Source organism: Oceaniferula flava (assembly GCF_016811075.1).
In the GTDB taxonomy this organism is placed as follows: domain Bacteria; phylum Verrucomicrobiota; class Verrucomicrobiia; order Verrucomicrobiales; family Akkermansiaceae; genus Oceaniferula; species Oceaniferula flava.
In genome coordinates this window covers 312,747-326,648 of sequence record NZ_JAFBGL010000003.1, presented here as the reverse complement: position 1 = coordinate 326,648, position 13,902 = coordinate 312,747, and the positions used below count along the sequence as shown (strand labels likewise).

At 55.8% G+C, this 13,902-nt stretch carries 8 protein-coding genes; 4 read left to right on the top strand and 4 right to left on the bottom strand.

Features of this window, described 5'->3' with window-relative positions; genetic code table 11:
* The first annotated feature begins 75 nt into the window (after nt 1-75).
* Nucleotides 76-3,594 (top strand): translocation/assembly module TamB domain-containing protein, encoded by a 3,519-nt coding sequence (locus JO972_RS06730; protein WP_309489251.1) that lies wholly within the window; start codon nt 76-78, stop codon nt 3,592-3,594.
* On the top strand, nt 3,595-5,607 hold the full coding sequence (locus tag JO972_RS06725; RefSeq protein ID WP_309489250.1) for a BamA/OMP85 family outer membrane protein: 2,013 nt from the start codon (nt 3,595-3,597) through the stop codon (nt 5,605-5,607).
* Nucleotides 5,608-5,701: 94 nt separating this feature from the next.
* Here JO972_RS06725 and JO972_RS06720 read toward each other — a convergent pair whose 3' ends face one another.
* Together JO972_RS06720 and JO972_RS06715 are read right to left on the bottom strand one after the other, a co-directional pair.
* On the bottom strand, nt 5,702-6,463 hold the full coding sequence (locus JO972_RS06720) for a hypothetical protein (protein WP_309489248.1): 762 nt from the start codon (nt 6,461-6,463) through the stop codon (nt 5,702-5,704).
* A gap of 193 nt (nt 6,464-6,656) precedes the next feature.
* The gene (locus tag JO972_RS06715; protein WP_309489247.1) at nt 6,657-10,343 is read right to left on the bottom strand and encodes a proline dehydrogenase family protein; all 3,687 of its coding nucleotides are present in this window, start codon (nt 10,341-10,343) and stop codon (nt 6,657-6,659) included.
* Nucleotides 10,344-10,345: 2 nt separating this feature from the next.
* Between JO972_RS06715 and JO972_RS06710 the strand changes: the two genes are divergently transcribed.
* Nucleotides 10,346-11,080 carry an AraC family transcriptional regulator gene (locus JO972_RS06710; RefSeq protein ID WP_309489246.1) on the top strand — a complete coding sequence of 245 codons (735 nt, stop codon included), beginning with the start codon at nt 10,346-10,348 and terminating at the stop codon, nt 11,078-11,080.
* A 105-nt stretch (nt 11,081-11,185) separates the two neighbouring features.
* The gene (locus JO972_RS06705; RefSeq protein WP_309489245.1) at nt 11,186-12,250 is read left to right on the top strand and encodes a 3-deoxy-7-phosphoheptulonate synthase; all 1,065 of its coding nucleotides are present in this window, start codon (nt 11,186-11,188) and stop codon (nt 12,248-12,250) included.
* 104 nt (nt 12,251-12,354) lie between these two features.
* On the opposite strand, the gene JO972_RS06700 is transcribed toward JO972_RS06705, so the two are convergent.
* Both JO972_RS06700 and JO972_RS06695 read right to left on the bottom strand, forming a co-directional pair.
* Nucleotides 12,355-12,879 carry a hypothetical protein gene (locus tag JO972_RS06700; RefSeq protein WP_309489244.1) on the bottom strand — a complete coding sequence of 175 codons (525 nt, stop codon included), beginning with the start codon at nt 12,877-12,879 and terminating at the stop codon, nt 12,355-12,357.
* A gap of 98 nt (nt 12,880-12,977) precedes the next feature.
* Entirely contained in the window at nt 12,978-13,886 is a 909-nt protein-coding gene (locus JO972_RS06695; protein ID WP_309489243.1) for a ThuA domain-containing protein, read from the bottom strand.
* Between the last annotated feature and the right edge of the window lie 16 nt (nt 13,887-13,902).

Here is a 13,902-nt window from a genome sequence, read left to right as displayed (position 1 = left end):
GGGAGCACTTCGCACTTTGCAGAGCAATCGCTATTTGCATCTCCACCCTACCTGCATCATAGTCCTGCACGCCGAATGACCGACACCACCATCATCGACTCCGAAGTGGAGCCTCCTCCTGAAAACGAAAGCGAGGAAAGCTCTTCGCGTCGGCGCAAATCGACGCGCAAAAAAATCTGGGTGCTGGTGGTTCTGCTGGCGATCTGCTTCGTGGTCAACGGCCCTCTCGCTCGATGGTTGGTGCTCTACGGTCTCGACAAGGGACTCGCGGCCCAAGGAATGAGCGGCCGTGCCGAAGTCAGCGGCACCTTGTCGTCAGGCTTTGTTATCCACGACCTCTCCTACGCAGGCGAGCGTGGTATCCAGACCTTAAACATCTCCGAGGTCTCAGCGCGCTATCAATTCTCTGAACTTTTCAGCGGCAAGGTCAGAGACATTGGCCTCCGCCAGGGTGAGGTGGTGATCGATATCGATCGCTTTCAACCCTCCGCCGACGAGGAGGAAAAAGAGCCCAGCTCCCTGCAGGACACGCTGAAGACGATTCATCCATGGATTGATCAATCGACGATCCAAATCGACCAGTTAGACGTCACCATCCTCAAGTCATCCAAGCTGCAAGCGCAGTTCACGCTCGATGAATTTTCCCATCAGGCGGATTCCCAGGAGTTCGATCTGCGGGGATTCGTTGCCACCGATCAGGCGGGTCGGACGACTCCCGAGCAAGACATCCACATCGTCTGGCGCCCCGAAGCAGCGAGCATCGACCGCTTGGAAATCCTCCCGGAGGTGGCTGTAGAAAATGTCAGCATCGACTGGACGGGCGATTTTCAAGGTGAGGGTAAACTGGAATTTCTTCAGTCGCAGCTCAACGTCAAGGTCGCCGAGACCATCACGGCACGCCTTTCCGAAGGGAACATCGATTCAAAATCCATCAGCAAGCGCTTCGATCTGGAGCTACCTGCCGAGTTTTCGCTCGCTGGGCTGGAACTTACTATCAAGGACTGGCAGCAGCCGATCCCCGAGTGGGACATCCGCGGCGACGCTGAAATCGCATCAGCGGATTACGAAGACTATCATTTGAAAAACACCACTCTCAGCCTGCGTCAGCAAAGCCTGGACTACGAGGTCACGGTGAAGGGTCGGCTCAATAACACGGCTTCTGTGATCGATCTCAAAGGCACGTGGCTATCCCCTGAATCGGAAACTTGGTGGAGTCATACCAAAGCAGATTACCATGTCAGCGTCCCGGAACTTGGCAGCCTCACTCAACTCATCGACGGTCTCCCCTCCGGACTGGACCTGGAAACGACTGGCATCGATGCCAGCGGCAGCCTCAGCCTCGATCAAAACACGCTGTCTCAAGGCAAGCTTACAGGCACAATTTCCGGAGTTCAGGCGCAACAAACCACACTCCCCCAACTCAACCTAACAGCAAACTACAAAAGCGAAGGGCCCAGCACGGTGAAACTCACCGGCAGCCAGCAAGACGAAACCGTCATGGCGCTCAACGCTTCCTACGACCTCAAGAGTCAGGATTACCAGGCTGACTTCGAGATCAACACCGCGAACACCGCCTGGATGAACGCCTTGGCGGAGGTCTTCGATGCCCAAATCCGCCTGCAAGAAAGCATCAATCTCAGCTGGTCCGGCCGTGGCAATGCTGCAGATTTGTCCAATCCGAAAACGGAGCATCAGGGATCGCTTAAGATTGAAAAACTACACCTTCAGGTCGCTGATGCCCCCGCCATCGCGGTGACCACCGAGGCGAACTACCAGTGGCCGGACGCCATTCACTTGGAATCACTCACCGTGCTTGAGAGTGAATGGAAAGGTCAGGCTGCACTGAAATGGAACGGTAAGGAGGTGGACATCTCACAGGTCAAGCTCTGGCATGGCGAGGAACTGGTGGCAGAGGTGTCCGGAACCACCCCCTACCGTGCAGATATCCGCGATGCCCAGCAATTTTTTGCCCAGAAAACCCCGTGGAAGCTTACGATCGCATCCAAACCTCTGGCGCTGAAAAAATGGCAGCAATGGCTCGATATCGAGGCATTAAAAGACATCAACGGCAGCAGCCATTTCGATCTGCAAATCGCCGGATCCCCTTCCCAACCGAGCATCAACGGCAGCGTGGGAGTGAACGATGTGAAGGGCGTCGACGATGGCAGTCTACAGCCTCTGAATGTGTCACTGAGCCTTGCCTCGGACGAGCGACTCCTGAAGATCAACGGTAAATTGTTAGAAGGGACAACCGAACGATTTGCCCTCGAAGGTTCAGCGCCATTCCAGCCATCCGATTGGCTCAACGACCCAGATTTCATCGATCAATTCGCCAAGGACGCCGCACTCAGTGCCGAGCTGCAAATCAACACGCTAGACCTCAGCCGATTCAAAAGCTTCGTCCCCCAGTTGGAAAAACTCACCGGCACAGTAAGCGGCAAGGCATCGTTCAAAGGAACCATCGAAGACCCTGTTTACGTAGTGAACCTCGATGCCAACGTGCCCCTGATCCAACTCAAGGAAAAGGGCATTGGCGACATCAAAGACATTCAGCTCAATACCCAATTTGACCAGCAGCAAAAAGCGACACTGAAGCTCACCGCACAAGTCAATGGTGGGAAATTCGAAGCCGGCGGCAGCGTCGATTTAAGCGATTACCAAAAGCCGGGCTTCGACCTCTTTCTGCGGACGCAATACGCGCTAATTCACCGCGATGATATGGTCTCGGTGCGAGCGAACTCAGACCTAAAGCTCACCGGCAACCTGGAAGACGCCACGCTCAGTGGCAGCATCGGTATAGCAGAATCCTTGTTTTACAAAGACATCGAGCTGATCCCCATTGGCGTTCCCTCATCCGAGGTGGCCAAGGTGCAGATGCCGGCGCTCTCTAAGAAAAAAGCCGATGATCGACTACCTATCCCCGAGCCTTTCAATCGCTGGAAGTTAGATCTCACCGTGCGCACGGACGACCCGGTGCTGATTCGGGGTAATGTAGCATCCGGCAACCTCAGCGGATCGATCAAGGTAGGTGGAACACTGGAAAAACCCGCCCCTCAGGGCACCATTCTAATCAACCGCGTCCGGGCCAAGCTCCCCTTCAGCATCCTAGAAATCCGCCGGGGCGAAGTGAACTTTGATCCTAAAAACGGCCTCAACCCGACTCTAAATATCCGAGGGAAATCGACCGTCGGCTCCTACGATGTTAGTGTATTTGTCTACGGCTCAGCCAACGCGCCCAAGACCGCCTTCACCTCCTACCCACCGCTTCCTGAGAATGAAGTTATGACTCTGTTAGCCACCGGAACCACCACCAGTGGACTGGAGAACCAAAGTGTCGCCACCTTCAAGGCCTTTCAGGTTTTCCTGATGAAATTGCAGCAGCGCAATGAAAAGCCTGGAGGTAACAAGCTCTTCAAAACCTTACTCTCCGGCATCGAAGACCTTAACCTCAACGTCGGGGAAACCGACCCTTTTACCGGTCGTAAATTCTCCTCCGCCACCATTGAAATGAATCGCCACTGGAACTTCACCGCACAGGTGGACGATACCCAACAGACGCGCGGTTTGATTGTTTACGTGATCCGTTTTCGTTAGATGCCTACTCGTCACCCATCCCTGCTCTTTGCTCTGTCACTCACGTTCACCGGCCTATCGGTCATGAACGGCAGAGCTGCCGAGGTGCGAATCAATGGCATTCCCATCGATAAACGCGAAGAGCTCGTGGCGAAGGTAAAACCGCGTCTCGACTTCATCAAGACCCGGGAAGCTTCAAGCTGGCGTGCCGACGACGCTGCGTTCTTCTTCAAACGCCTGCTGATCCGCGCCGGCCACGCCGATGCGGAGGTCGACTGGAAACTGCCCGGTGGCAATGTGATCGAAGTCAACGCCCGCCCTGGTCCGCGCTACACCTACGGCAACATTCAGGCTAATCGTCTCGGACCTCTGACCGAGGAGGACCTCAGGCAGTATTTCCTACAACCGTTGATTGAAACCGAAGCGGTAGCAGCGGATGAAGCCCCCTACATTGAGGAATACAGTCTCAAGGGAGCCGCCAACGTAGAAAACTACCTGAAATCCCAAGGATACTGGCAGGCGAACGCCGCCATCGGCGATGAAACATTCGACCGAGTTAACAAGCAGGTCAGTATTCAGCTTCAGCTGAACGAAGGCCCACTCCATACCCTCGCACGCCCGGTTCTCAATGGCATCCCGGCCGAAGACCAACAGGCTATCCTCCCCTTACTGCAATCTTACATCGGTCTCACTGCGGAGAGTGGCAACATGACCAAGATCAATGGCATCGTGGAAAATTACTACCGCGAACAAGGCTTTCAGTTTGCTAAAGTCTTTGTGGATGCTCACCACCGTGGCGGTGTGACCACTCTGGTTTTTGAGATCGCTCGAGGCATTCAATACATGGTCAACGACCTCAAGATCAGCGGCAATGAAAAGACCAAGACCAAGCGCATCCGCCGCTATTTTGACGGGCTGAAAGACATCCACTACGATAGCAATGCTGCGGACAAGGCCCTCAACAACCTGTTGTCCTCCGGGGCCTTCCAAAGCGCCACACTCAACCCGGTGCCTGTGCCCGGAGGCATGCTGGACTTGCAGATCGAAGTCACGGAAACCAAGGCCAAATCGCTGAAAAGCTATCTGGGCTTGGGATCTTTTGAAGGCGGCATCATCGGCATGTCCTACACCGATTTAAACCTCAAGGGCAACCTCCTGAAACTCAACGCCCGTGGCGAATATAGCGGTCGAGGATTTCTCGGCGAACTAAGTGTCACCGAGCCTCACTTCGCCGGTGAAGCCATCCAGCTAACTCTGCGCAGCTTCATCTTGCAGCGGCTTTATGAGGGCTACGACAAAACCGAAGCCGGTCTGGAGCTCAGTTTACTGGCAAAATATTACGATCACTACAGCAGCCGGTTATACATGGGTGTCTCCAGCGTCAGCACCAGCACCAGCTCGCTCACGGACTTGGAACTCGGACCGGACAGCTACCTCAACTCGCGGATAGGCTTCGAACAAACCGTCGATTTCAGAGACGATCCCCTGCTACCCAGCAAGGGGCTCTATGCACGTGGGATTTTGGAATTTGGCAGCATTAATGGTGATGCCTCCACCACCTATGTGAAAAGTGTCCTCGACGGTTCGTATCGATTTGTCCTCGGCGAGGAGCATTTCTTCGTCACCCGCATCAGCACCGGAGCAATCCAGCCTGCCAGCAGTGAGAATTTACCCATCGATCTCCGCCTGTTCAGTGGTGGTCCTGACTCCGTGCGCAGCTTCGAACAGCGACAACTCGGTCCGCGATCGCTCTCGGACGACGCCTTGGGTGGGCAGGCCTACTGGAACGCCAGTGCCGAATACATTCACTCGATCAAAGATCCGATCAAGGGTGTGCTGTTCTTTGATATGGGCCAAGTTTACAGTGATGTGAGCGATTGGATGAGCTTCAGCAACCCAAGCTATGCCATTGGCGCCGGCGTCCGCGTGGACCTTCCCATCGGATCCGTTCGTTTGGAATACGGTCATAACCTGAACCGCCGAGAGGGTGAGCCCAGTGGAACCTTCCACTTTACCATCGGCACCAGCTTCTAAGCTCAGAAAAACAATCCTCAACCCAGCAAAAAACCCGGCACGCTGAAACAGCATGCCAGGCTAACAATGGGTGACTTCAAGTTCTACCCTAAGCTTAGAATTGCACCGAAGCCTTGAGACCGTATGTGATCTCGTCTTCTTCCTCAACGCCTGGTCCAACGGTGGATGTGGCATCCAGAGCATCGAAGCCTTGGCTGAAGGTGACGTATGGAGTCAGGGTCAGGTTTTCAGTGGCTTGGTATGCCAGAGAAAGCGTGATGTAACCGTGGTTCCAATCGCTGCCAGTGCCGATCAGGTTTTCCCAGTAATCGAAGGAGTAGGAAACGCCAGCTGTCACACCAAAGGTAGCGTTCTCAGCGACTTCCCATCCTTTGTGGAAGCTCAGCTCAGCGTAGGTGCCTTCGAGCATGTCGGTATCATGTGCGACGAAGAGGTTCACATCAGCACCCGTGAGTGGGCACTGAGTTCCCACGTTCAGGTAGATTTCGCTGGTGTCCAGGTTCCCCAGGACAGTGCGGAAATCTTGGCTCTGATATCCAAGTTCAACCGTGTAGCAATCGGTGGTGTAACGCACACCTCCACGGATGCGATCGTGATCTACGCTTGTATCAGTCAGTGAATGAATGGTGCCACCGGCCACAAGGCTCCATTGATCGTTGAGCTTGTAGGCGGCATTGATTTCAGTTTCGAAGGTGTCTTCGGTCAGGTCCGTGCCGAGGGCGTTCTCGAGAATACCGTTCACACCACGATAGTTATACTGGCTGTGGTAAGTAAGGCTGAGGTCACCCTCAAGTTCGGCATACGCTGGGGCGGCAAGTGCAGCGACGGTGGCTGCAGCAATCATTGTTCTTTTCATGGTTTTGTCTGGTTTTTGGGTTGTTGGGAGTGACTGAAAATTCATGATCTCGCACCTGCCATCGGCAGATCCTTATCAGAATCAACAATCATCACATTGATGTCATTCATGACAACAATGAATGTTATAGATACCAACCCTCTGCAGCTCAAGAGAAAACTTAACTTGTCTTAAGTAATTGAATCACCATGATTTACGCTTCCTCAGCGCTTAATAATTCGGACGCTTTGGGGATGATATTGCCGTAGCGGTGGGTGGTTTCACTGATCGATTGCTCCTTGAGGCATGCCAGCAATTCGAGTCGACCATTGGCCAGTGGCTCCGTGCTGATCACGCGGAATGCCGCTTCCTTGGCCGCCGCCAGCAGGCTCCGTCCCGCGCCAATCATGCGCAGCACGCCGTAATGCACCTCGCTGTCAGGCAGTCGCTTGGCCAATGTCGCCTCCGATTCCACCACCACGGCACAGGGCAGCGATGCGATGAAGTCGCTGGTTTCACTGACACTGAGATCCACCGGCACTCCACAAGTCGCGGCGGAGAGCACGATTTGTGCGATCGCCAGCTCGGAAAAGTGATCGGCCCGCAGCAGCATCCGCTCGTGCGGACGGTAGCGGAAGTGATTGCTCTCACCGTGCAGTTGGGACGGATCGTGTTCGATGGAGAACTCCGCCTGCCACCAGTGTGCGTAGCTCGCGGCCGAGGCTCGCAGGGTCTCGGCCTGCTGCGGCAGCTGCTGAATGAGGGCGTCCAGAAGATTGGTCACTGGCTGGCTGGGAGTGGCGGCCATGCTCGGCAAGCTTTCCTGCGACCACTTGGCCATCAGCGGCACGTAGTTCGGTCCGCCCGCCTTCGCCCCCGGTCCAAAGCAGGATTTTTTCCAGCCCCCGAACGGTTGCCGCTGGACGATGGCACCGGTGATGCTGCGGTTGATGTAGGCATTTCCCACCTCCACCTCGTCTCGCCAGATGGCGATCTCCCGGGCGTCCAGCGAGTGGATCCCGCCGGTCAGCCCGAACTGGGAATCGTTCTGAATGCGGATGGCATCATCCAGGTCGGTGGCACGAATCAACCCGAGCACCGGCCCGAAGCACTCGGTGCGATGATACCAGCTGTCCGGCTGCACATCGCGTTTGATCCCGGGCGACCAGAGACAGGGGTTGCCGTCGACCATTTGCGGTTCTAACAACCAACTTTCATTGTCGTCGCATTGGCTTTGGGCGCGGTGCAAACTGGCATCCGGTTCGCGGATCACGGGAGTCACCACGGACGCCGGGTCCCAGGCGGAGCCCACTTGCAGGCTCGCCGCGGCATCGCGCAGCTGGCGCATGAACAAGGGGCTGTCGTAAAGCTCCGCCTCGATGATGGCGAGCGATGCCGCCGAGCACTTCTGACCGGCGTGGCCAAAGGCGCTCTTGACCAAATCCTTCACCGCCTGATCCGGATCCGCCGCAGCGGTGATGATCAAACTGTTCTTGCCGCTGGTCTCGGCGAGCAGACGGATCTCCGGCTTCCAGCTTTCAAACATGCGAGCGGTTTCAAAGGCACCGGTGAGAATGACGCAGGAGGTGCGGTCGTCAGTGACCAGCGCCCGGCCAATTTCATTGTCCGGACATGGCACGAACTGCAGCACTTCCTTGGGAATGCCGGCCGACCACAAGATCTGCACCATTTCCCATGCCGTGAGCACGGTTTCGGGGGCAGGTTTGATGATGACGGTGTTGCCCGCCATCAGCCCTGCGAGGATACCGCCACAAGGGATCGCAAAGGGAAAGTTCCAGGGAGGAGTGACCACGATGGTGCCGAGGGATTCCATTTTCGTGCCATCGAAGAAGCCGGGCTTGTTCAAGCCGTCGGCGTAGTAGTTGGCAAAATCGATGGCCTCACTGAACTCGGCATCCGCCTCTGCGGCGGTTTTTCCACCGTCCATCACCATGGTGGCGATGCAGCGGCCGCGGGCTTTGGCGAGCTCCACAGCAACTTGCTTGCAGATGACGCGGCGCGCCTCCACTCCCCTCGCCTCCCAGTCAGGCTGGGCATCGACAGCACAGGTCAGCGCCCGATCGACTCCCGCAGCATCCGTGAGACTGTACTGATAGGCTTCCACGCCGGGACGCGACGGATCTCTGCCAATTTGCACCTGCTCGGTCAGCTCAGTGTCCCCGGCAATTTGCACCGGCACAGTGGCGATGCTGCGCGATTTCATCCCTTCGATTTCCTGCAAGATCCAGCGCACGTTGTGGCGCAGCGACCAGTCGGTGTCAGGCTCGTTCTCAAAGCCACGCTCGAGATCGAGCTGCGGGTTTTCCTGGTTCCGGTCCTGAGTTCGGTTCGGCACAGTGCTCACCTCGTCGCGGCGACGGCACGCGGTGAGGAACATCTGTTTTTGCTTCTGCCAGGAAGCGCTGCCGACCTTCATGCCAAAAAGGTCGTGTAAAAAGTTCTCCTCCGAGGTGTTTTCATCCAAACGCCGCACCAGGTAGGCAATGGCCGAGTGGAAATCCTCTTTGCGGACCACGGGTGCGTAGAGCAGCAGGCCGTTGACCGCATCACGCACGGCACGCGCCTGATGGTTCGCCATGCCCTCTAACATCTCAAACTCCACATCCTGCTCCACACCGTGGCTGGCGCGCAGCAGCATGGCGTAGGCGATCTCAAACAAATTGTGGCTGGCGATGCCCAGGTTCACCACTTCGGCATGCTCCGGCAGGCAGCCGTAGTGGACCATGCGCTTGTAGTTGGCATCGACATCAGCCTTGGTGTAATACGGCGCTTGCTCCCAATCGTGGACGCTGGCTTCCACCTGTTCCATCGCGAGGTTGGCACCTTTGACGATGCGGATCTTGATCGCTGCGCCGCCTTGGGAAACCCGCTCCCGCGCCCACTCGGTGAGGCATTTCTGCACCTCAAAGGAATCGGGAAGATAGGCCTGCAACACGATCCCCGCCTTCATCTTCAGGAACTCCGGCTCCATCAGCACCTCGCGGAAAGCATCGCAGGTGAGATGCAGATCGCGGTATTCCTCCATGTCGAGGTTGACGAATTTCGCCGCCTTGCTGCCATCTTCGCGGGTGAAGGTATGCTGCTGGGCAGTGCGGTAGAGCACACGCAGGCGCTCTTTGATTTTGTCCAACGTGTCCTCGTAGGCCACCAGGTTGATCTGGCTGAAAATGGCGGAGATTTTCACCGAGATGTATTCGCAGTCCGGGCTTTCGAGTCGACCAAGCACCTGATCCATCCGGTGCTGAGCCTCCTCCTCGCCAAGGATCGCTTCACCCAGCTGGTTGATGTTCATCCGGGTCTTTTGTTGGCGGCGTTTGTGCAGGTGAGGTTTGAGATAGGCGTCCTCACTCGGCAGAATCACTTCCGAGCTCTCGGCGCGCATCTTCGCGGTCACGGCAGGCATGACAATCTCCGGTGCCACCGCCGACACCATTGATCCCACGCGCATGGCAATTTGTTCGTGCAGTGGCAGGTAGGTCGGGATGCCGTAATCATCGATGAGATAACGGAACTGAGAGGCGGAACGGGCGTCGGTATTGGGACGGAAAACCTGATCTGCCAGTGCCAGGGTCAGCGTTTTCCCCAGCGGATCCTTCATCATCCGGGCCATTTTCCAGCCTTGATAACGTTCGGAGAGTTTCTGTTTACGGTTGGCAACCGCGAGAATTTCGGCGGCGAGCTCAACAGCGCTTTCGGCCAGTGAGTCACCGCTGAGCGGCTGGGTTTTGATGTTGGCGAGCTGGGATTGAATCTTGGTGGATTTCATGACGTTAAAGTAGTCTTTCTTGTGTCCTTCGTCTTGACCGAAACCGACACAGGCGGTGATAATCTCGGCATAAAAAGCGTGCTTTTTCTCGCCCGCCGAATCTAAATTCCACACCGATGAGCAGGCGCGATGATTTCCTAAAAATACTCGATACCCCAATGGTGGCTGAGCAGCTTTTTGCGGAAGTTCCGGACATTGTGTTCTGCATGAAAGATCTGAACGGTTACTACATTTCAGTGAACCCGGCCTTCGCCCTGCGCCTGGGAGTGGCATCGGTCGACCAAATCATCGACAAAACCGCCTCCGAGATCTTCCCTCCGCATCTGGCGGCGGTGTACGAAGAGCAGGATAAAAATGTGCTGGAGAAGGGTGAGGAAATTAAAAACCGACTCGAACTCAATTTTAACCCTCACGGTCGCGAAGGCTGGTATTTGGCGACAAAAATCCCCCTGTTCGATGTCGATAAAAACATCATCGGCCTAGCATCCATTTCCAGAGACTTGCTCACCCCCAGCGACACCGACCTCCGCTTCGCCGGCGTGGCGCAGGTGGTGGACACCATTCAGCGTGGTTATTCCGAGGAAATCAGCACCAGTGACTTGGCCAAACAGGCTGACCTGAACCTGACTCAGCTCGATCGACGCATGCGTAAGGTCTTTAAGGTAAGCACCTCCCAATTCATTCGGAAAATCCGCATCGAAAATGCCGCCCGCATGTTAGCGATCACAGACAAGCCGATCATCGAGATCGCACTCGATTGTGGCTACGGCGATCAGTCGGCATTCACCCGCCAGTTCCGAGCCACCGTCGGTATGGCGCCGGGAGCGTATCGGGCGGCTGCGACCAAGTAAGGAGACAGCACGTTCCCCACATCCATCGGACCAGAATTCGCCTCGGTGCATGACGTGGCGGCAAATTAAAGTTGGCATTTGCTGCGGGGCTACTAGAACCAAGACGTGACTCATTTTCTGACAGACGACCTCCGCATCAGCGAGATTAAACCACTGATCTCTCCTGCCGTGCTTTCCTACTACCTGCCTATTTCCGACAAGGCATCCGAAGTGGTATCCAAAGCCCGCAAGGAATCTGAAGCGGTGTTAGCCGGCGAGGACGACCGATTGCTGGTCGTTGTCGGCCCCTGCTCGATCCACGATACCGGAGCGGCCATCGAATACGCCACCCGACTGCGTGAAACTGCCGCCCGCTACGCCGATGACCTGGTGATCGTGATGCGCGTCTACTTTGAAAAACCACGCACCACCGTGGGTTGGAAGGGCTTGATCAACGATCCTCACTTGGACGATTCCTTTGATATCAACCGCGGCCTGCGCATCGCGCGTGAGCTGCTGCTGGAGCTGGCTGAGATGGGCGTGCCTGCCGGCACCGAGTTCCTCGATACCATTTCTCCGCAATACTATGCCGATCTGATTAGCTGGGGTGCCATTGGCGCACGCACAACCGAGTCTCAGATCCACCGCGAGCTGGCATCCGGACTGTCGATGCCCGTTGGCTTCAAGAACGGCACCGGCGGCTCGATTCAGATCGCACTGGATGCGATCCAGGCATCCGCCCGCCCCCACCACTTTCTCTCGGTGACCAAGCAAGGCGTCTCCGCTATCGTGCAGACAGCGGGCAACGAGGCCTGCCACATCATTCTCCGTGGCTCGTCAAAGGGGCCTAACTACGATGCCGAAAGCATCTCGGCAGTTACCGAACAGCTGGAAAAGGCCGGACTCAAGCAGTCGGTCATGATCGATTGCTCACACGGCAACTCGCTGAAAGACTACCGCAACCAACCAGGTGTGGTGCAGGCACTGTGCGAGCAAATTTCCGCCGGCAACAAGGCCATCACATCCGTCATGGTGGAGAGCAACTTGGTAGAAGGTGCTCAGAAGCTGCAAAGCAATCTGGCCGATATGACTTACGGCCAATCGGTGACCGACCAATGTGTCAGCTGGCAGACCACGGAAAATATGTTCGAGGCCTTCGCCGCGGCCGTGCAGGCGCGGCGCAAAGCATAGCCCTCGGCCTAACGACTCATTCGCATGAGTCATGACCACACGAAAAAGCCAGCATCCCCACGGGCATGCTGGCTTGTTTGTTGCAGATCGAAATCTGTCCCTCGTTAGGTTTTGATCCGGCGATTCGGGCGGGTCTCCATTTTGGAAAGAACTCCGTCTTCATTTTTGTCCAGAACCTTTAGCGATGTAGGAGCTCCGGCCATTTCTTCGGTAGAGATCTCGCCGTTTTCATCAGCATCGAGCACCTTCATTACCGGTGGCACATGCGGTCTGCGGCGGCTTTTGCGATCGTCGTCAGCCTTGGCATCATCAGGAGCCAGTTCATCGGCACTCAGCACGCCGTCGTTATTGGCGTCCAAGGTTTTCAATGATGTGGCTGCAGCGGTGAGTTCATCAGCGGAGATGTCACCGTCGTCGTCGAGGTCCAGAGCATCCATGAGTGGTGGAGCTGGCGGTTCTTCGGCATCTTCAGGGATGAAAGCGCCGCCACCGCCGCCACCGCCACCCGGAGGCGGGCCCTGAGGAGGTCGACCTCCACCCGGTCCTTGAGCGAGGCAGAGTAGTGACAAGCTCGATCCGAATACGGAAACAAGCAGGAATGTTTTGATGAATTTGTGTTCTGATTTCATAGTCGTTTGGGTTGTTTGACAGCCCTAATTGACCATGAGTTCGTTAAGCACGTATTTCGGATTGGCGCTTAATTGTAAAACTTCGGTTAAGCATCAGTCTACTTGCCTGTTTTAACCTCCATCTCAATATCCCCCAGTGCCCACTGCATGCCCTTGAGGTAGTGCTGCAGGACTTTCGGGTTCTCGAAAATGTGGTGGTTGTGTCCCAGCGAGCTGTAGAAGATGCGGCCTTTGCCGTGGTGCTTCACCCAGCTCACCCCGTAGTCGTTGTCCTTACGTTTGCCGATGCTGATGTCCGTTTGTTTGGGATCGAGACGCAAGAGGATGTGTAATTTCTTCGGATCATAGGGGTCCTTGAACTGGTAGATTTCTTCTTTAAAATTGAGGTTTTTGCCGTCGAGATGGGCACAGCACGGATGCTCTTCCTCACCATCCTCCACCTTGATGCTGACCTGAGTTTTTGCTCTCCACGGGTGACCATCGAAGTATCCACCGATCATGTCACCGTATTCCGGCCATTGGTAGAAGGTGTCGGTTGCCGCATGGATCCCGACAAAGCCCTTACCACTTTTGATGAAATCCATCAGACTCTTCTTCAGACGAGCTTCGCGCTCAGCCGCGGCCTGTTTCTCTTGGCCAGACATCTTGGCGAGTTGTTTTTTACTCGGACTAAACACCTCCTTGGTGGTGTTCATAAAGCAAATGGCATCGAACCCATGGATCTTGTCCGGCTCAAAGTTCGCCAAATCATCGCTGATGACCGCTTCAAATGCGCCGGTCTTCTCCGCCATGACCTTGAGGGCGATTTTGCCGGTTCCAATGGAAGCATGATGGAAGCCACGTGTAAGACAAAATACCAACATCTTGCGCTTCTGCTTGGGTTTGACCACCTCCAGACCAGACACCGCTTGAGTGATCTTCTCGGTCGAGGTTTCTTTCTTCGCCGCGGAGACGCCCCCCACTGAGCAGCCCATCACCACCATCCATAACCATACTTTTTTCATCATTCACCCAAGTTGCAGG